16 protein-coding genes are annotated in these 18231 nt (G+C 72.7%); 8 read left to right on the top strand and 8 right to left on the bottom strand.

The window, feature by feature from the left end; genetic code table 11:
• The first annotated feature begins 32 nt into the window (after positions 1-32).
• A complete protein-coding gene (locus IE273_RS34440) occupies positions 33-1490 on the top strand; it encodes a penicillin-binding transpeptidase domain-containing protein (RefSeq protein WP_189819087.1) in 1458 nt (485 codons plus the stop codon).
• Positions 1491-1535: 45 nt separating this feature from the next.
• Here IE273_RS34440 and IE273_RS34435 read toward each other — a convergent pair whose 3' ends face one another.
• Positions 1536-2357 carry a hypothetical protein gene (locus IE273_RS34435; protein WP_373309436.1) on the bottom strand — a complete coding sequence of 274 codons (822 nt, stop codon included), beginning with the start codon at positions 2355-2357 and terminating at the stop codon, positions 1536-1538.
• 59 nt (positions 2358-2416) lie between these two features.
• Positions 2417-3526, bottom strand: coding sequence for a ferritin-like domain-containing protein (locus IE273_RS34430; RefSeq protein ID WP_189819053.1), 1110 nt, complete (start codon positions 3524-3526; stop codon positions 2417-2419).
• 124 nt (positions 3527-3650) lie between these two features.
• On the opposite strand from IE273_RS34430, the gene IE273_RS34425 reads away from it, so the two are divergent.
• From IE273_RS34425 to IE273_RS34410, 4 genes are all read left to right on the top strand, one after another.
• A complete protein-coding gene (locus IE273_RS34425; RefSeq protein ID WP_189819052.1) occupies positions 3651-4589 on the top strand; it encodes an AurF N-oxygenase family protein in 939 nt (312 codons plus the stop codon).
• A gap of 126 nt (positions 4590-4715) precedes the next feature.
• Positions 4716-5366, top strand: a complete 651-nt coding sequence (locus IE273_RS34420; RefSeq protein WP_189819051.1) for a TetR/AcrR family transcriptional regulator — start codon at positions 4716-4718, stop codon at positions 5364-5366.
• A gap of 10 nt (positions 5367-5376) precedes the next feature.
• Positions 5377-5679: a DUF8847 domain-containing protein gene (locus IE273_RS34415; RefSeq protein WP_506005276.1), complete on the top strand. Its 303-nt coding sequence runs from the start codon at positions 5377-5379 to the stop codon at positions 5677-5679.
• Between the two features lie 112 nt (positions 5680-5791).
• Positions 5792-6880 carry a C40 family peptidase gene (locus IE273_RS34410; RefSeq protein ID WP_229887836.1) on the top strand — a complete coding sequence of 363 codons (1089 nt, stop codon included), beginning with the start codon at positions 5792-5794 and terminating at the stop codon, positions 6878-6880.
• Here IE273_RS34410 and IE273_RS34405 read toward each other — a convergent pair.
• The 5 genes from IE273_RS34405 to IE273_RS34385 are packed head-to-tail and all read right to left on the bottom strand — an operon-like array spanning position 6853 to position 12556.
• A complete protein-coding gene (locus IE273_RS34405; protein WP_189819049.1) occupies positions 6853-8106 on the bottom strand; it encodes a styrene monooxygenase/indole monooxygenase family protein in 1254 nt (417 codons plus the stop codon). The two genes, IE273_RS34410 and IE273_RS34405, sit on opposite strands and share 28 nt — an antisense overlap.
• A gap of 41 nt (positions 8107-8147) precedes the next feature.
• Complete coding sequence (locus IE273_RS34400; RefSeq protein ID WP_189819048.1) at positions 8148-8804, bottom strand: GTP-binding protein; 657 nt, start codon at positions 8802-8804, stop codon at positions 8148-8150.
• Positions 8785-9210, bottom strand: coding sequence for a DUF742 domain-containing protein (locus tag IE273_RS34395; RefSeq protein WP_189819047.1), 426 nt, complete (start codon positions 9208-9210; stop codon positions 8785-8787). The genes IE273_RS34400 and IE273_RS34395 overlap by 20 nt, the downstream gene beginning before the upstream one ends.
• Positions 9207-9710 carry a roadblock/LC7 domain-containing protein gene (locus IE273_RS34390; RefSeq protein ID WP_189819046.1) on the bottom strand — a complete coding sequence of 168 codons (504 nt, stop codon included), beginning with the start codon at positions 9708-9710 and terminating at the stop codon, positions 9207-9209. Before IE273_RS34390 ends, IE273_RS34395 begins: the two co-directional genes overlap by 4 nt.
• Positions 9707-12556 carry a sensor histidine kinase gene (locus IE273_RS34385; protein WP_189819045.1) on the bottom strand — a complete coding sequence of 950 codons (2850 nt, stop codon included), beginning with the start codon at positions 12554-12556 and terminating at the stop codon, positions 9707-9709. Before IE273_RS34385 ends, IE273_RS34390 begins: the two co-directional genes overlap by 4 nt.
• Before the next feature lie 383 nt (positions 12557-12939).
• Between IE273_RS34385 and IE273_RS34380 the strand changes: the two genes are divergently transcribed.
• Positions 12940-13728 carry a protein phosphatase 2C domain-containing protein gene (locus IE273_RS34380; RefSeq protein ID WP_189819044.1) on the top strand — a complete coding sequence of 263 codons (789 nt, stop codon included), beginning with the start codon at positions 12940-12942 and terminating at the stop codon, positions 13726-13728.
• Positions 13729-14006: 278 nt separating this feature from the next.
• On the opposite strand, the gene IE273_RS34375 is transcribed toward IE273_RS34380, so the two are convergent.
• The gene (locus tag IE273_RS34375) at positions 14007-14498 is read right to left on the bottom strand and encodes a MarR family winged helix-turn-helix transcriptional regulator (protein ID WP_189819043.1); all 492 of its coding nucleotides are present in this window, start codon (positions 14496-14498) and stop codon (positions 14007-14009) included.
• Between the two features lie 242 nt (positions 14499-14740).
• Here IE273_RS34375 and IE273_RS34370 point away from each other — a divergent pair, with 242 nt between their 5' ends.
• Both IE273_RS34370 and IE273_RS34365 read left to right on the top strand, forming a co-directional pair.
• Positions 14741-15610, top strand: a complete 870-nt coding sequence (locus tag IE273_RS34370; protein WP_229887834.1) for a lysozyme — start codon at positions 14741-14743, stop codon at positions 15608-15610.
• A gap of 133 nt (positions 15611-15743) precedes the next feature.
• Positions 15744-18170: a SpoIIE family protein phosphatase gene (locus IE273_RS34365; protein ID WP_189819042.1), complete on the top strand. Its 2427-nt coding sequence runs from the start codon at positions 15744-15746 to the stop codon at positions 18168-18170.
• The last annotated feature ends 61 nt before the right edge of the window (positions 18171-18231 follow it).

Below are 18231 nucleotides of genomic sequence, written 5' to 3'. Positions count from 1 at the left end.
CCGAGTACGGCCTTCCCGACGGCGGGCGCCCGATGGGGAAGTACATCCGGCACGCCTGCGTGTTCTGCGCGCTGCTGCTGGCGGCCCTGCTGGCCAACGCGACCCGGGTGCAGGTCGTGCGGTCCGAGGATTACAACGGCAGTCCGGCGAACCGCCGGGCCGCGATCGCCCGGTACCAGGTGCCGCGCGGGAACATCCTGGTGGACGGCGAGCCGGTCACCGGGTCCGTGGACACCGGCGAGCAGCTCCGCTACGAACGCACCTACGGCAACGGCCCGTTGTACGCGCCGGTCACCGGCTTCTCCTCGCAGAAGTACGGCACCACGTACCTGGAGCACGCCGCGGACGGGGTGCTCTCCGGCACCGACCCGATGCTCGCGCCGCTGCCGCTGTGGAGCGACGTGGCGCGGGCGCCGAACCGCGGCGGGGATGTCGTCACGACCCTGAACCGGCAGGCGCAGGAGGCCGCGTTCCGGGGGCTCGCCGGGCGGAAGGGCGCGGTGGCCGCGATCGAGCCGGCCACGGGCCGGGTGCTGGCGCTGGTGAGCAGCCCGTCGTACGACCCCTCGGAGCTGTCCGGCAACAGCGAGGCGGTGACGTCGGCGTGGGCGCGGCTCAACCAGGACCCGGAGAAGCCGATGCTCAACCGGGCGGTGCGGCAGACCTATCCGCCGGGGTCGACGTTCAAGGTGGTCACCGCGGCGGCGGCGCTGGACGCGGGCGTGGTGACCGACCTGGACGGGCGCACCGACTCCCCCGACCCCTACCGGCTGCCCGGCACCACGACCCGGCTGACCAACGAGGGCGACGGCTGCCGGGACGCCTCGGTGCGGGACGCCTTCGAGTGGTCCTGCAACACGGTCTTCGCCAAGCTGGGCGTGGACGTGGGGGTGCGGGACATGGCGGCCACGGCCCAGGCGTTCGGGTTCAACGACACCGGGGTGCGCATCCCCTTCGCCGTGGCGCCCAGCACCTTCGACACACGGGTGGACAAGGCGCAGCTCGCGCTGTCCTCGATCGGGCAGTACAACACGCGGGCCACGCCGTTGCAGATGGCGATGGTCGCGGCGGCGGTCGCGGACGGCGGCCTGCTGCGTCCGCCGTACCTGGTGGAGCGGACCACCCGGCACGGCGGCGAGCCGGTCTCGGGCAGCGCGGCCCGGCCGGGGCGGCAGGTGATGCGACCGTCCACGGCGGCCCTGATGAAGGAGCTGATGGCCGGCGTGGTGCAGGACGGCACCGGCACCAACGCGGCCATCCCCGGCGCGCTGGTCGGCGGCAAGACCGGCACCGCCCAGCACGGCGTCGGCAACGCCGGGGTGCCCTACGCCTGGTTCGTCTCCTGGGCGCAGGCCGAGGACGCCCCGGAGCCGCAGGTGGCGGTCGCGGTGGTGGTGGAGGACGCCTCGGCGGACCGGGGCGAGATCAGCGGCGGCGGGGACGCGGCGCCGATCGCGCGGGAGGTGATGCGGGCGGTGCTGGGGCGGTGAGGGGCCGGCAGGCCGGCCCCCGCGTCTCCGAGCGGACCGTGAGGGTCAGCCGATCGGCCGGCGCATCTCCGAGCGGATCGTGAGGGTCTTGCGCGCGAACGCCTCCAGGTCGACGTCCGAGGGGTCCTGGTCCATGGCCGCCGTGGCCACCTCGGCGACCGTGGCCCCGGTGTTGCCGTCGGCCCAGGCGCACACCGGCACCGTGATCTTCGTGCCGAGATGCTCCTCGGTCATCACCTCGCAGCTGATGGTGACGCCGTCCAGCTCGAACTCCTTCGGCGGTACGGCGATCGTCGCGCTGTCGCCCTCGCCGGCGCCCTTCATCATGTTCTTGCGGGCCTCTTCGGCGTTCTTGAACCGGCCGTACATGCCGGACACCACCAGGGTGCCCTTGGCCTCGTCGCCGCCGGGGCTGTAGGTGCCGACCACGCCGTGGATGTCCTTGGCGTCCCAGGCCCCGTCGGCCTCCTCACTGATCTTCTTGCCCTCGGACCCGGAGAGGTCGTCGACGAGTGCGTACGTCCCGTCGAGCAGCTTGCCGGGCAGGGTCAGCTTGTGCTCCGCCGCGGGGAAACCGCTCTCGGCCACCATCCCGAGCACGATGAGCAGCACCACGACGGCCGCGACGACACCGCCCACGATGCCGAGCACCAGCCCGACCCGCCGCTTCTTCGGGGGCGGGGCCATCGGCGGCACGCCCCAGCCGGGGTACGGCTGCTGCTGCGGGTAGGGCTGCTGGGCCGGGTACGGCTGCTGCTGGGGATAGGGCTGCTGGGGCGGGTACGGCGAGCCGTACGGACCCGGAGGCTGCTGACCGTAAGGCGGCTGCTGGCCGTAGGGGCCGGGATTCTGCGGCGGTGGAGGCATGGACACGCCAGCACGCTACTGCACCCGGGTGACGGACCGGCACCGCGTTCCGCGCCCGGTCAGTCCTCCGCCGCCCCCGACTCGATCGCCGTCTCCACCTCGGCCACCCGTTCCCGCTCCTCGGCGGCGAAGCGCTCGGCGTCCAGCCGCTCGGCCAACTCCTCGTCCTGGGCCATCAGCAGGTCCAGGTCGGAGTCGCCCAACTCCAGCACGCCCATGTCCACATAGGCCCGCTGGAGCCGCTCGCCCCACAGGCCGATGTCCTTGACGCACGGGACGATGCGGCTGAACAGCAGCTTCCGGAAGAGCCGGAGGAACTCGGACCGCTCGCTCAGCGCCTCCGCCTCGGCCTTGGGGATGCCGAAGTTCTCCAGCACCTCCACCCCGCGCAGCCGGTCGCGCATCAGGTAGCAGCCCTCGATGACGAACTCCTCGCGCTCGCGCAGTTCGGCGTCGGTGAGCTGCTGGTAGTAGTCGCGCAGCGCCATCCGGCCGAAGGCCACGTGCCGGGCCTCGTCCTGCATGACGTACGTGAGGATCTGCTTGGGCAGCGGCTTGTCCGTGGTGTCGCGGATCATGCCGAAGGCGGCCAGCGCCAGGCCCTCGATGAGCACCTGCATGCCGAGGTAGGGCATGTCCCAGCGGCTGTCGCGCAGGGTGTCGTCGAGCAGCGACCGGAGGTTGTCGTTGATCGGGTAGACGAGGCCCATCTTCTCGTGCAGGAACCGGCCGTAGATCTCGGCGTGCCGGGCCTCGTCCATGGTCTGGGTCGCGGAGTAGAACTTGGCGTCCAGGTCGGGCACCGACTCCACGATCCGCGCCGCGCAGATCATCGCGCCCTGCTCGCCGTGCAGGAACTGGCTGAACTGCCAGGAGGCGTAGTGCCGGCGCAGCTCGCCCTTGTCCCTGAGCGAGAGCTTGTCCCAGTACGGGGTGCCGTACAGGGACATCGCCTCGTCGGGCGTGCCGAGGGCGTCGTACGGGTCGACCTCCAGGTCCCAGTCGATCCGCGTCCGCCCGTCCCACTGCTTGTCCTTGCCCTTCTGGTACAGGGCGAGGAGGCGGTCGCGGCCGTCGTCGTACTCCCAGCTGAACCGGGCCGCGCCGGCGGCGGGGACCTGCCAGGGGGAGTCTCCCGGCTCGTTGGCGTAGAGCTCATGGGTCGGCATACTCCGCAGGCTCACACGTAGACGCCGGGTCAACAAGTCATGCGCCAGGGATTGACGGGCCTTGCTGACAGGCAGTCTCATAAGAGGCAGGACGACTACCACCGGGTAACGAGGTGAGGGAGCCATGACGACCCTGACGGAAGCGGACGCGCTGGACGGGCTGCGCGACGCGCTCGGCCTGCTCAAGGACCGGGAACAGGTGGCCGAACGGCTGCTCGTCTCTTCCGCCAAGCACTCCTTCGACCCGGACGAGGAGCTGGACTGGGACGCGCCCTTCGAGGAGGGCAAGTGGTTCTGGCCGCCGGAGCTGGTGTCGCTGTACGACACGCCGATGTGGAAGCGGATGAGCGAGGAACAGCGCATCCTGCTCTCCCGGCACGAGGCCGCCGCGCTGGCCTCGCTCGGCATCTGGTTCGAGATCATCCTCATGCAGTTGCTCGTCCGGCACATCTACGACAAGGCGGCGACGAGCGCGCACGTGCGGTACGCCCTCACCGAGATCGAGGACGAGTGCCGGCACTCGAAGATGTTCGCCCGGCTCATCGCGCACGGCGGCACGCCCTGGTACCCGGTGAGCCGGGCCCACCAGAACCTCGGCCGCCTGTTCAAGACGATCTCCACCACCCCCGGTTCCTTCACCGCCACGCTGCTCGGCGAGGAGGTGCTGGACTGGATGCAGCGGCTGACGTTCCCCGACGAGCGGGTGCAGCCGCTGATCCGGGGGGTCACGCGGATCCACGTGGTGGAGGAGGCGCGGCACGTCCGGTACGCCCGTGAGGAGCTGCGGCGCCAGATGGTGACCGCGCCGAAGTGGTCCCAGGAGTTCACCCGGGTCACGTCGGGCGAGTTCGCCCGCGTCTTCTCGGTCGCCTTCGTCAACCCGGAGGTCTACACCAACGTCGGCCTGGACAAGCGGGAGGCGATGGCGCAGATGAAGGCCAGTGCGCACCGGCGGGAGGTCATGCAGACGGGCGCGAAGCGGCTGACGGACTTCCTGGACGACATCGGGGTGCTGCGGGGTGTGGGGCGGCGCCTGTGGAGGTCCTCCGGTCTCCTGGCCTAGCGAACCGCGCCGGCGGAAGGGGCGCGGGGTGCGTCGATATGCGGCTCCGCCGCACGGGCGCGGGCAACCACTGCCGACCGGCAGCTGGACGACGGCCGAAGCCGCGCGGCGATTAGGCTGCGGGGCATGACCCCGTCGGCCACCCCCGCATACCGTCGGCTCAGCGTCGAGGAGCGACGAAGTCAGCTTCTCGACGCCGCCCTCGGGCTCTTCGCGCACCGCGCGCCCGAGGACGTCTCCCTGGACGACGTGGCGGAGGCGGCCGGGGTGTCGCGCCCGCTGGTGTACCGGTACTTCCCCGGCGGCAAGCAGCAGCTCTACGAGGCCGCGCTGCGCTCCGCCGCCGAGGAACTGCGGCAGTGCTTCGACGAGCCCCGCGAGGGGCCCCTGCTGTCCCGGCTGTCCCGCGCCCTGGACCGCTACCTGGCCTTCGTGGACGAGCACGACACCGGCTTCAGCGCGCTGCTCCAGGGCGGCAGCGTGGTGGAGACCTCCCGCACCACCGCCATCGTGGACGGGGTGCGCCGGTCCGCCGCCGAGCACATCCACCAGCACCTCGGCGTCACCGATCCGGGCCCCCGGCTGCGCATGACCGTCCGGATGTGGATCACGGCCGTGGAGGCGGCCTCCCTGATCTGGCTGGACGAGGGCAAGCAGCCCCCGGTGGAGGAGCTGCGCGACTGGCTGGTGGAGCAGTTCCTGGCCGTCCTCACGGTCACCGCGGGCCGGGACCCGCAGACGGCCGCACTGGTCACCGCGCTGTCGGCGGATGGCTGAGACTGGACCCGTGAAGAGCCAGGACACCCCCTTCGAGGGCGGCCCCATGGACGGGCGCGTGCTGCCCGTCCTGGTCGGCCCCACCGGGCACCCCCCGAAGACGTACCGCATCCCCGTCCCGGACCCCCAGGGCGGCCCGCCCACGGTGCTGGTCTACCGCCGCGTGCCCCGCGGGCACAGCAGGCGGCTGGGGCTGATCCAGGGGTGGAAGTACCGGTACGACCCGGACGACAGGTCGGGCGGGAAGCTCCGCTGGCCCTGGTCCAGGCCGGACGCCACGCCGCCCGTCAAGCCGGACGACGCGAACGGGTGAAACCACTGCGCCGAACCGCGCACGCTTCGTACCCAGCCGGCACCGACACGTCTGATTATCGGGTTGCGCTGGGAAGTGGAGATTCCGCTTCCCTCGCAGCGGAGGTGATGACGTGTCAGGAAGGCTTCTGCGTCTGGCCTGTACGACGGCGGTGGCGGCCCAGGCCGTCCTCGCGCCCGTGCCCGCCGCGGCCACCCCGGACCCCCGGCGGTCCGTGGCCGAGCTGCTGACGGACCTTCAGCAGCTCTACCGGAAGACCGAGCAGGCCACCGAGACCTACAACGCCACGACCGTGGCGCTGGAGCGGCAGCGCGCCGAGGTGGCCCGGCTCGACGGCGAACTCGCCGGCGCCCGGCTCCTCCTGCGGGACAGCCGGACCGAGGCCGGGCGCCTGGCCCGGCAGCAGTACCAGAGCAGCGGCGGCCTCGGGCCGTACGTGCGCGTGCTCCTCGCGCCCGACCCGCAGCACGCGCTGGACGAGGGCCACGTCCTCGGCGAGCTGGCACGCCAACGGGCCCGTACGGTGGCCCGGCTCACCGCCGCGGAGCAGCGCAAGGACGCGCTGGCCCGCGCGGCCCGCAAGGCCCTGGACACCCAGCTCGGCCTGGCCGCCCGGCAGAAGCGGCAGCGCGACGACGTCCAGGGGAAACTCGCCGACGTGGAACGCCTGCTGGCCGGTCTCACCCCGGCCCAGCTCGCGGCCGTGGCCCGGCTGGAACAGCAGGGGGTCACCGCGGCCCAGCAGCGCCTGACCACCGCGGGCGCCCTGCCCGCCGACCGCGCGGCCACCCCGGCCGGCGACCGTGCCGTCCGCTACGCCATGGACCAGGTGGGCAAGCCGTACCAGTGGGGCGCGCAGGGCCCCGACGCGTACGACTGTTCGGGCCTGACGTCACAGGCCTGGTCCCATGCGGGGACACCGATCCCGCGCACCAGCCAGGAGCAGTGGGACCGGCTGCGCAGGGTCCCGCTGAACCAGCTCCGGCCGGGCGACCTGGTGGTGTACTTCCCGGAGGCGACGCACGTGGCGATGTACGTGGGCGGCGGGAAGGTCGTACAGGCGCCCAGACCGGGTGAGAAGGTCACGGTGTCACCGATCGCCAGCTATCCGGTCCTGGGCGCCGTGCGTCCCGGTACGGACGGGCGCGGTTGGTCCTCGCGGGGGCGAACCCGTCAGGCTCCGGCGACCGAGGCCAGATAGGCGGCCGTCTTCTCCGGGTCGTAGAAGAAGTTCTCGAAGTCGGCCGGATCGTTGAACCCGTTGGCGAATCGATTCGCCACGGGCTGCGACTGCCCGGCCGCGCCGATGAGGTTCAGGATATGCTCCGGCGGCGGCGCCAGCATCGCGTTCGTCCACTTGGTCACGTGCTGGGCGGTGGCCCAGTACCGGTCGAACGTCTGCCGCATCCACTCCTCGTCGAACGGCTTGTCACCGCGCTCCAGGATCGACGCGAGGTACGCGGCGGCGCACTTGGCCGCCGAGTTGGACCCCTGGCCGGTGATCGGGTCGTTGGCGACGACCACGTCGGCCACGCCCAGCACCAGGCCGCCCGAGGGCAGCCGGCCGATGGGGTTGCGGACGGTCGGGGCGTAGCGGCCGGACAGGGTGCCGCCCGCGTCCGTGAGTTCGGCCTTCGTGGCCCGCGCGTACTCCCAGGGCGTGAACCTCTCCATGAGTTCCAGGGTCAGGGAGAGGTGCGCCGCCGGGTCCTTGACGCCCTGGAAGACGTCGAGCGGGCCGCCGGGTACGCCCTCCCAGAACAGGATGTCGGCGCGGCCGGACGTGGTGAACGTCGGCATGACGAACAGCTCGCCGACCCCGGGGACCAGGTTGCAGCGGACCGCGTCGAACTCCGGGTGCTCCGGGCGCGGACCGAGCCCGTGGACGTACGCCACCGCCAGCGCCCGCTGCGGCTCGCTGTACGGGGAGCGCTCCGGGTCGCGGGCGAACATCGAGACCAGCTCGCCCTTGCCGGCCGCGACCAGGACGAGGTCGTAGGCGCGGGAGAAGTAGTCGAGGTCGCCGACCGCCGCGCCGTGGATGACCAGCTGGCCGCCGCGCTGGGCGAACGTCTCCATCCAGCCGGCCATCTTCACCCGCTGGTCCACCGACTGCGCGTACCCGTCGAGCCTGCCCACCCAGTCGATCGCCCGCTGGGTCGGGCCCGGGTCGTGCGAGCCGGGCGCGGCGACCGAGACACCGAGTCCTTCGATCTTCGGGGCCTGGGACTCCCAGAAGTTCAGCTGGAGATCGCGCTCGTGCTGGAGCGCGGTGTCGAACATGCACTGCGTCGACATGACCCGGCCGGAGCGGATCTCGTCCGCGGTCCGGTTCGACATCAGGGTGACCTCGTAGCCGTGCGACTGAAGGCCGAGGGCGAGCTGGAGGCCGGACTGGCCGGCCCCGACGACGAGTATCTTCCGCATGCGGGTGGTGCCTCCTACGGGATGAGGACGAGGGGTGAGGACTACTCCGGGGTTTCGTCCAGCGCGTGGCCCACCAGGGCCAGGAGGACCTCGATCCCCGAGATCCGCCGCCGCGCGTCCATGATCATGACAGGAATGTGCGCCGGTATCGTCAGCGCCTCCCGCACGTCCTCCGGTTCGAACCGCTCGCTGCCGTCGAAGTGGTTGACCGCGACGACGTACGGCAGTCCGCAGCTCTCGAAGTAGTCGAGGGCCGGGAAGCAGTCCTTCAGCCGGCGGGTGTCGGCCAGGACGACGGCGCCGATCGCGCCGCGCACCAGGTCGTCCCACATGAACCAGAACCGCTGCTGGCCCGGCGTGCCGAACAGGTAGAGCACCAGGTCGTCGTCGAGCGTGATGCGGCCGAAGTCCATGGCCACGGTGGTGGTGAGCTTGCCCGGCGTGGCGGACAGGTCGTCGGTGCCCTCGCTGGCCTCGGTCATCAGCGCCTCGGTCTGGAGGGGCGTGATCTCCGAGACGGAGGTGACGAGCGTGGTCTTGCCGACGCCGAAGCCGCCCGCCACCACGATCTTCGTCGCGATGGGGGCGCGCGTCCGGTCCGTCTGCCAGGACTTCAGGTCCTCGTCCGGTTCGGTGAACCCGGCGACGAGGGGGGTGCCCCCGAAGGAGGCGGCGGCGTCAGAGACGGCGGAGTCCACTCAGCACCCTTTCCAGCAGAGCGCGGTCCGGGCGGCCGGTGCCGTGACCGGTTCCGGTGCCGTACACACGGATCTTTCCCTGGTCCGCGAGATCGCTCAGGAGTACGCGGACCACGCCGAGCGGCATCTTCAGCAGCGCGGCGATCTCGGCCACCGTGCGCATACGGCGGCACAGTTCGACGATGGCCCTCATCTCCGGCATGACCCGGGTGGTGAGTGAGCCGTTCGTCAGTTCCTTGCGCTCCTCGGGGGCCTCCAGCGCCGCCACGAACGTCTCCACGAGGAGGACGTGGCCGAAGCGGGTACGGCCGCCGGTGAGCGAGTAGGGGCGGACTCGGGCGGGCTTGCGGTCGCCGCCGCGGACCGGGAGCTGTGTCTTGTCCGGTTTCTCGGGGGTGCCGGTCATCGGTCGCTCCCCGTCGACTCGGCTTCCAGGCTCTTGCGTAGTTCGCTGCGGAGCTCGGGCGTCAGGACGTGGCCGGCGCGGCCGACGAAGAGCGCCATGTGGTACGCCACGACGCTCATGTCGGACTCGGCGGAGCCGTGCACGCCGAGCAGCGAGCCGTCGCTGATCGACATCACGAACAGGCTGCCCTCCTCCATCGCGACCATCGTGTGCTTGACCCCGCCGAAATCCAGCAGCTTGGCGGCGCCGACGGTGAGGCTGCCGATACCGGAGACGATGGTGGCGAGGTCGGCGGCGGAGCCCCGGGGACCGGTCCGCTTGGTGTCACGGGACTGGCGGGCCTCCTCCGTGTGACCCGGGTCGGACGACAGCAGGAGCAGCCCGTCGGAGGAGACCACGGCGACGGACTGGATGCCGGGTACTTCCTCGACCAGGTTGGTCAGCAGCCAGTGCAGGTTGCGGGCTTCACTGCTCAGTCCGTAGGTAGTGGGCGCGGTCAACTGCTTGCCTCCTCGGCTGTGCCCCCCGTGGCTTCTTCGGCGTGTGCGTGGCTGGTCGGCCGCCGGTTGTCGGCCGTCTGCTCGGCGATCTCCGCCTCTACGTCGCGGTAGCCGGCTTGGGCGCCGGTGCGGAAACCGCCGAGCCTGCGGCGCAGGGCTTCGGCGTCGACGCTGGAGCTGCGCTGGCGGGGCGGGGTGGTGGGGGCGGTGATCTTCGGTGTGCGCTTGGGGAGCCCCTTGCTGGTGAGCCGCTCCTCCTCCTCGGCTTCGCGGGTCGCCTGCGACGCTTCGCCGGGTGCGTGCGCCTCGGCTTCGCCTACGGCGTCCGTGTGCCCGTCCGCACCACCCGTGCGGGTCTCGCCGTCGGGTGCGGGGGCCTCCTGCGGGGTGTGCTCGCCGTCGGCGGCCCGCGGGTCGCCGAGGCGGCCGGCCGCCGAGTGCGTGGGCTCCGCCGGGGCGTTCGGGAGCAGCAGCTCCATCGTCGTCTCGGCGTACGTCTCCGCCGGGGCCTTCGGGCGGGTCTCCGTGTCCTGGGCGGGCTGGGCGGCCTGCTCGTGGGCCTCCGCCGGTGCCTCCCGCGGCGACTCCTCCGGTGCCTTGGCGGCGGCCTCCCGTACGGCCTGTTCCGCCAGGGTGACCAGGGGGTCCTGGTGCTTGGCGCGGGTGGGCAGGACATTGGAATTGGCCTCGGCGTCGGCGCCGGGGAGGGTGAAGGTGCCCGTGGCGCCGGGGGCGGTGCTCTGCGGCGGGAGCGCCGTGGGCGCGGCCTCGACCAGCAGGGAGGCCGGGAGGACCACCACCGCCGCGATGCCGCCCTGCTTCTGCTCGCGCAGCTGGACGCGGACGCCGTGCCGGTGGGCGAGGCGCGCGACGACGTACAGGCCGAGGCCGAGGCCCTCCTCGCCCTCCTGGTCGTAGAGGGACTCGGGGTCGAAGTCGCCGAGGCGGCCGTTGAGGGTGTCCAGGCGCTCGGCGGTCATGCCGATGCCCTCGTCCTGGACCGACAGCATGACCTCGCCCGACTCCAGGAGCCAGCCGGAGACCTCGACGGGCAGGTCCGGCGGGGAGAACGAGGTGGCGTTCTCCATGAGTTCGGCCAGCAGGTGGGAGAGGTCGTCCGCGATGAAGCCCGCGACGTGCGCGTGCGGCGGGAGGGCCGCGATGCGGACGCGCTCGTAGCGCTCGATCTCGCTGACCGCCGCCCGGACCACGTCGACCAGCGGCACCGGGCCCGGATGCTGCTGGACGTGCTCGGTGCCGGCGAGGACCAGGAGGTTCTCGCTGTGCCGGCGCATGACCGTGGCGAAGTGGTCCAGCTTGAACAGGGTGGCAAGGCGGTCGGGGTCCTGCTCGCGGTCCTCCAGGCCCTCGATGACCGCCAGCTGGCGTTCGACCAGGCCCAGGGTGCGCAGGGCCAGGTTGACGAAGGTGGAGCCGATGCTGGTGCGCAGCCGCTCCAGCTGGGCGGTGGACTCGGCGAGCTCGGCGCGCAGTTCCTCGCGGGCGTCGGCCATCTTCTGGCGCTGGCCCACCAGATGCTTGCGGTCGGTCTCCAGGGTGGCGACCCGCTCGTGCAGCGCCACGGTGTGCGCGTGCAGGGCGTTGACCGAGCGGACCACCTGGGCGAACTCGTCGTTGCGGCCCGTGAAGGCGATCGGCTCCTGGGCCGTCGGGTCCTCGGACCCGGCGAGGCGGGCCGAGCCGCGGCGCAGGACCGACAGCGGGCGGGTCAGGGAGCGGGCCATGGCCGTGGCGATGCCGACCGCGACCAGCATCAGCGCGCCGAGGACGGCGACGCGGATCTCCAGGGCGGTGACGTCGTCGTCCCGGAGCTTCGCGAGGTCCTTGGTGCGGTGGTCGTAGAGCGCCGACTCCGCGCCGCGCATCAGGTCGACACGGGCGGACAGGGCCGCGTCCAGCTTCTTGGTGCTGGTCGTCAGCTCGCTGTCGGCGAGGGTGGGCCGGCCGGTGAGCGAGGCGAGGTACTTGTCGGCCGAGTTGACCTCGGGGCCGGTGACCGTGGAGTCGTAGGAGTCCACGGCCGCCTTCGGCGCGGTCTCGCGGAAGTCGGCGAGGGCCGCGTCGGCGCGCAGCCGGGCCTGCTGGGCGGCGGCGGTGAGCGCGTCGCGCTGTTTGCGGTCCGCTTCGGTGCTGGTGGCGGTCGTGGTGGGCAGACCGGTGGTGGGGTCGATCACCGTCTGGGTGCTGGACGGGACGTTCAGCGCGGCCAGCAGCAGGCCGCGGGCGGCGGCGGACTGCTGGACGGCGGAGTCCAGTTCGGCGAGGGCGTGGCCGCCGGAGCGGGCCCGCGGGGGCATCTGCTCGGCCAGCTGCTCGGCGAGCCGGTGCAGCGCGGTGATCGTCGCCGAGTACGCCTGGTGGGCCTGGAGGGCGCTGGTCTTGCCGGTGAGGGCGCTGCGGCGGAGCGCGTCGATGCCGTCGAGGGCGGTGCGCAGGCTCGCCGGGGTACCGGTGTCGGCGCGCAGTTCCCCGACCTGCCGGTCCACCCGGGCACTGCGGTCCTCGGAGGGCGCCTTGTCCTTGGGGCGGCCGGCCGCGACGTAGGAGGTGACCTCGTCGCGTTCGTCGGCGAGGGAGTGGGCGAGGGTGAGCGCGTCCTGGGTACGGGTGGCCAGCGTCACCAGGTCCTGGGAGTCGCTGACGTCCTGGGAGGCGCTGAGCAGGGCGGGTGCCCCGGCTCCCGCTACGGCGGCGGCCACCACGGCGACGGCGACGATCAGCCGGGTGCGCACATGGGTGGGGCGACCGGAGCCCACGGGGGTCTGGGGGACGGTCCCCTCGGGGGCCGTCTGCCTGCCTGTGCGCCGAGGCCGCTTCTTCTGCACCGGTGCTCGCATTCCTGAACTCGTCTACCCAGGGGCCCGGGTGGTGCCCCGTCAGCTCGTGCCAAGTGGTGCGTACACCCGGTTCGTACGGTCCCCGACCCTCCCAGCGCCGGTGGGCAGTGGTCGCGCATCACCTGACCCGCCACCCGAAGGAGTGAACATCGGAGGGGAGTTGGCGGGCAAGTTCCACTGGCGCGTGCGGCCCTCTTGCGCGGCGGGCCGGTTGGACGCGCGCGGCAGGCTTTGGCAGTATTCGCCGCCACGCCTTCCCGGAGTGGATCATTCTCGCCCAAACCAGGCGCCTGACCTGCGAGGTCGTGAGAATTCACCGACTGGTGCCAGCCTTTGGCACACCTTGTGAAGAGCTCGTGCAGACTGGCTGGATGCGCACTGATCTCGTCTCGGAACCCGGCGACGCGTCCCGCCCCAACGAGGACTTCGCCGGTGTCGGACTACCCGCCTCCGGACAGGGAGGTTGCGTGATCGTCCTGGACGGAGTGACTCCGCCCAGCGGCGGGACCGGCTGTCTGCATTCCGTCCCCTGGTTCACCGCGCGACTGGGCGGCGCACTGACCGAACTGACCGTTTCCGTCCGAGATCTGACGCTCTCGGAGATTCTCGCGCGGGCGATCCGGCGCACCGCGGACGTTCACGCGGACACCTGTGAGCTTTCTCACCCGCGAACCCCTCAGGCAACCGTCGCCCTGACCCGCTGGTCCGCCACCGAGGTCGAGTACCTGGTGCTGTCCGATGCCGCGCTGCTGCTGCGCGGGCCCGACGGCACGGTCACCCCGGTGCTGGACGACCGGCTGGCCCGACTGCCCCGCTCCGCGCTCGCCACGGACGCGCTGGTCGACGCGAACCTGCGCAACAAGGAGGGCGGCTTCTTCACCGCCGCAGCCGACCCCGCCGTGGCCGCCCGGGCGGTCACCGGCACCCTGCCCCGACAGGAGGTCCGGGCACTGGCGGCGCTGACGGACGGCGCGACCCGCTGGACGGAGACGTTCCGCGAGGGCGACTGGACGGCCCTGTTCGACCTGGTCGCCAAGGAGGGCGCCCGGTCGCTGGTGGAGCGGGTACGGGAGCTGGAGACGGCGGACCGGGAGGAGCGGGCGTTCCTGGGACGCGGCAAGACGCACGACGACGCGACGGTGGCGTACGTGGAGCTGTGACGAAGGGGGCGGGGGCGCCGGGGGCGGCACGCCGAGACCGGGGGCGCCGGGGGTGGCACGCCCAGACCGGGGGCGCCGGGGACGGCACGCCGAGACCTGGGCTGATGCCGGGGCCGGGTTCAGTGCCGGTGCCGGCTGCACGCCCAGGCCGGACCGCACCCCCAGGCCCGGCCATTCCGCCGTACCGGACCACACGCCCAGACCGGGCCGTTCCGCCGTACCGGACCGCACCCCAGGTCGGGCTGTTTCGGTGGGCCGGGCCGCCGCGGCGGTGCGTGTTATTTCGCCATGACGCCGTTCAGCTCGTGCAGCAGCCGGGCCAGTTCGGCGACCTCGCGGCGGTCCCAGTGGGCGAGCTGGCGGACGTAGCGGGCGCGGCGGGCCTCGCGGACCGTGCCGACGCGACGGCTGCCCTCGTCGGTGAGGGTGACGAGCCAGGCGCGGCCGTCGGCCGGGTCGGGCTCGCGGGCGATCAGGCCCAGGTCCTCCAGGGCCCGCAGCTGGCGGGACATGGTGGCCTTGCCGACCCCGATGTAGGCGGCGAGTTCCGTGGCCCGCTGGCCGCCCAGTTCGTCCAGCCGGATGAGCAGGCCGTACGCGGAGGACTCCAGGTCGGGGTGGACCTCCCGGGCCATCTCGCCCTGGTTGGACCGGGCACGCCGGAGCAGCACGGTCAACTCGCGCTCCAGCGCCAGGAATTCCTGGTCTGCACCACTGGGCGTCATCTGGCCGACGGCGCCGTGCGCGCCGCCGTTTCCGTCCTCGTGCACGTCAGCACCCCTGCTCGGTTTCGCGGTCCTGAAAGTTTCCGTCAAAAGTCGTCATTGCCGCAGCTCTGCCAGTATTTCGCAGGCGTAGACCAACGGCGTCGCCCGGACCCCCTTCCCACGCCCTCATCTACGTGCGTAGCTTCTCTATCACGTCGTTAATGGCATGCCCACGCCAGTGGGCCGACGGTCGGTGTCGCAGTCCCCACGTCACTCCCCCCCACTCCACTCCCCGGAGGCACGTCATGCCCGTGCTCAGACCCGGCTCCACCCGCTCCGTCCACTCCCTCCGCTCCCCCCGCTCCCCCCTGTCGTTCCGCCCGCGCCCCCTCGCCGTTCTCCTCACGGCCCTGCTCGCGGCGCTCTCCCTCACGCTTCCGCTCACCTCCGCCCAGGCCGCGAGCACGCCCAGCCGCGGCTCCGCCTACATGGGCATGGGCGTCCTCGCCCACGACGGCCAGGACGGCACGCCCAGCACCGGTGACGCCACCCAGACCGAGGGCGTCGACGTCTCCGGCTACCAGGGCAACGTCGCCTGGTCGACCCTGTGGAACAGCGGGGTCCGGTGGGCGTACACGAAGGCCACGGAAGGCACGTACTACACGAACCCGTACTTCGCCCAGCAGTACAACGGCTCCTACAACGTCGGCATGATCCGCGGCTCGTACCACTTCGCCACTCCGGACACCACCAGCGGCGCCACCCAGGCCAACTACTTCGTGGACCACGGCGGCGGCTGGTCCCGGGACGGCAAGACGCTGCCCGGCGCCCTCGACATCGAGTGGAACCCGTACGGCGCCGCCTGCTACGGCAAGACCGCGAGCCAGATGGTGAGCTGGATCGCCGACTTCATCAACACCTACAAGGCCCGCACCAGCCGCTACCCGGTCATCTACACCGCCACCAGCTGGTGGACCCAGTGCACCGGCGACTACGGCGGCTTCGCCGTGAACAACCCGTTGTGGATCGCCCGCTACGCCTCCGACCCGGGGACGCTGCCGGCGGGGTGGTCGTACTACACGATGTGGCAGTACACCTCCTCCGGCCCGACGGTCGGCGACCACGACAAGTTCAACGGCGCCCTGGACCGGGTGCAGGCCCTGGCCCTCGGCTGACGGCTCCGCGGTGGCCCCTGGAATCCGCCCGGCGGCAGGGGCCACCGTGTGCGCCGCCTTGCGTTGGTGCTCCGCGCCGCCCGGGATCAGGCTGGACAGGAGAGCCTGCCGAGCAAGGGCGAGATGAGCGGCGATGGAGCGACAGTCGACGTACACGGCCACGGCCACCATCGATGAGCACGGCGTCCTCACCGGCTGGAGCGAGGGGGCGCGGCGGCTGCTCGGCTACGACTCCCCGGCGGTGGTCGGCCGGCCCGCCACCGCGCTGCTCGCCGCCGGCGGCGCGGCGGTCCGGCGGGCACTGGCCGGCCGGTCCCGCTGGAACGGCACCGTCCCACTGCGCCACCAGGACGGCAGCCTCCTGGAACTGGGCGTGCTCGCCCACCGCCGGACCTCCCGCACCGGCGCCACCGACTGGCTCGTGGTGAGCGCGGTGACGGCCCGGACCCAGCCGCCGCGCGGCGAACCGCTGGAGGAGTGGACGTTCCTCCAGTCCCCCTTTCCGCTGGCCATCTTCGACGCGGACCTGCGCCTGGTGCGCGCCAACCGGCGGATGGAACACGCCCTCGCCCTGCCCGAGGCGGCGATCCGCGGACTGCGCCTCACCCACATCGCGCCGGGGGCCGCGAGCGAGGAGGCCGCCCGGTCGATGCGGCGGGCGCTGGAGCGCGGCAGGCCGCAGGAGGCGTGCGGCCGGCTCGGTCCGGACCTCGGCCAGGCCATCGTCCTCACCCCCCTGAAGGACGCCGACGGGCAGGTGCGGGCCGTCTGTCTGTCCGTGCCGGAGCAGGCCCGGGAAACCGCCGGCGGGGCTCGCCCCCCGGGCGAGTCCGCCGCGCCCGTCGGCACGGCCGCGGACCAGGCCCGTGCCGCACAGGAACTCGGCGAGGTCACGGTTCCCCGGCTGGCCGACCTCATGGCGGTGGACCTGCTGGACTCCCCGTGGACCACCGCCGAGGCCGCCGGCCGGCCGCCGGAGCAGGTGGTCCTGCGCCGCGCCGCCCTGCGCGCGGTCCCGGGGGACGGCGGGCCCGGCCGCGGCGCCGACGCCGGAACCGGCGTCGGCGTCGGTATCGGCGTCGGTATCGGTATCGGCGTCGGTATCGGTATCGGTATCGGTGAGGTGATCGTCTGCCCGGCGGACTCGCCGCCCACCCGGTGTCTGACGGCGGCCCGCCCGATGCTCTACGACATGGCGGACCCGGCCGTGGCGGAGTGGGTGGCGCTGGACCCGGGCGCCTCGTGGCTGCGCACGTCCGGGACGCGCTCCCTGCTGGCGGTCCCGCTGCTCGCCCAGGGCAGCACGCTCGGCGTCGCCCTGTTCGGCCGGCACGGGGGGCGGGGGCCCTTCGGACCGGAGGACCTGCGGCTCGCGGAGGAGTTCACCGCCAAGGCGGCCACCGGCATGGAACAGGCCCGCGGCTGCTCCCGGCCCCGCACCACCACCGTGGCCCCGCAACGCGGCCTGCTCCCGCACACGGTGCCCGACCAGGCGGCCCTGGAGATCGCCACCCGCTATCTGCCGGCCGCGACCCGGGCCGGCGTGGGCGGCGACTGGTTCGACGTGATCCCGCTGTCCGGGGCGCGGGTGGCGCTCGTCGTGGGTGATGTGGTGGGCCACGGCATCCGGGCCTCCGCCACCATGGGCCGGCTGCGCACGGCGGTACGCACCCTGGCCGACGTCGATCTGCCCGCCGACGAGCTGCTCACCCACCTCGACGACCTGGTGCTGCGGCTGGCCGCCGACGAGGGCAGCGCGGACCCGGGCGCCGACACCGCCGGCGGCATCGGCACCACCTGTCTGTACGCCGTCTACGACCCGGTCTCGCGCCGCTGCTCCGTGGCCCGGGCCGGGCATCCGCCGCCCGCCGTGGTGACCCCGGACGGCACCGTCCGCTTCCTCGACGTGCCCGCGGGGCCGCCGCTCGGGCTCGGCGGGCTGCCCTTCGAGGCGATGGAGAAGGAACTGCCCGAGGGCAGCCTGCTCGTGCTCTACACCGACGGGCTGCTGGAGGCCCGCGACCACGACATCGACGAGGCCCTGGACAAGATGTCCATCGCGCTCGGCCGTCCCGCGCAGTCGCTGGAGTCGGTGTGCGACCGGGTCCTCGGCGACCTGCTCAGCCACCGCCCCGACGACGACATCGCCCTCCTCGTGGCCCGCACCCGGGCCCTGCACGAGGACCTGGTCGCCTCCTGGGACCTGTCCGACGAGCCCTCCGTCGTCTCGCTGGCCCGCCGGTACACCACCGACCAACTGTCCGTGTGGGGCCTGGACCAGGCGGCGTTCACCACCGAGCTGATGGTCAGCGAGCTGGTCACCAACGCCATCCGCTACGGCCGCCCGCCCATCCGGCTCCGGCTGATCCATCAGGGCAAGAACCTGGTCAGCGAGGTCTACGACGCCAGCGACACCGCCCCGCACATGCGCCGGGCCCGGATCTTCGACGAGGGCGGCCGGGGCCTGCTGCTGGTCGCCCAGCTCGCCGACCGCTGGGGCACCCGGCACGACCGGATCGGCAAGACGGTGTGGGCGGAGCAGTCGCTGACCGCGCTCTGACACGCGGGGTGCCCGTACTGCCCCGCCGCCCCGCGCTCACCGCAGGGCGAAGGCCCGGGCC

This window comes from Streptomyces olivaceoviridis (assembly GCF_014650115.1).
Classification (GTDB): domain Bacteria; phylum Actinomycetota; class Actinomycetes; order Streptomycetales; family Streptomycetaceae; genus Streptomyces; species Streptomyces olivaceoviridis.
The sequence above is the reverse complement of the archived record's forward strand: the minus strand, read 5'-3'. Positions and strand labels throughout refer to the sequence as shown.

Excerpts from the sequence above, each read along its gene's own strand:
- IE273_RS34440 (WP_189819087.1), top strand. The coding sequence starts at position 33 with ATGGGGAAGTACATCCGGCACGCCTGCGTGTTCTGCGCGCTGCTGCTG.
- IE273_RS34435 (WP_373309436.1), bottom strand. The coding sequence starts at position 2,357 with ATGCCTCCACCGCCGCAGAATCCCGGCCCCTACGGCCAGCAGCCGCCT.
- IE273_RS34370 (WP_229887834.1), top strand. The coding sequence starts at position 14,741 with ATGCCCGTGCTCAGACCCGGCTCCACCCGCTCCGTCCACTCCCTCCGC.
- IE273_RS34425 (WP_189819052.1), top strand. The coding sequence starts at position 3,651 with ATGACGACCCTGACGGAAGCGGACGCGCTGGACGGGCTGCGCGACGCG.
- IE273_RS34405 (WP_189819049.1), bottom strand. The coding sequence starts at position 8,106 with ATGCGGAAGATACTCGTCGTCGGGGCCGGCCAGTCCGGCCTCCAGCTC.
- IE273_RS34430 (WP_189819053.1), bottom strand. The coding sequence starts at position 3,526 with ATGCCGACCCATGAGCTCTACGCCAACGAGCCGGGAGACTCCCCCTGG.
- IE273_RS34365 (WP_189819042.1), top strand. The coding sequence starts at position 15,744 with ATGGAGCGACAGTCGACGTACACGGCCACGGCCACCATCGATGAGCAC.
- IE273_RS34395 (WP_189819047.1), bottom strand. The coding sequence starts at position 9,210 with ATGACCGGCACCCCCGAGAAACCGGACAAGACACAGCTCCCGGTCCGC.
- IE273_RS34380 (WP_189819044.1), top strand. The coding sequence starts at position 12,940 with ATGCGCACTGATCTCGTCTCGGAACCCGGCGACGCGTCCCGCCCCAAC.
- IE273_RS34420 (WP_189819051.1), top strand. The coding sequence starts at position 4,716 with ATGACCCCGTCGGCCACCCCCGCATACCGTCGGCTCAGCGTCGAGGAG.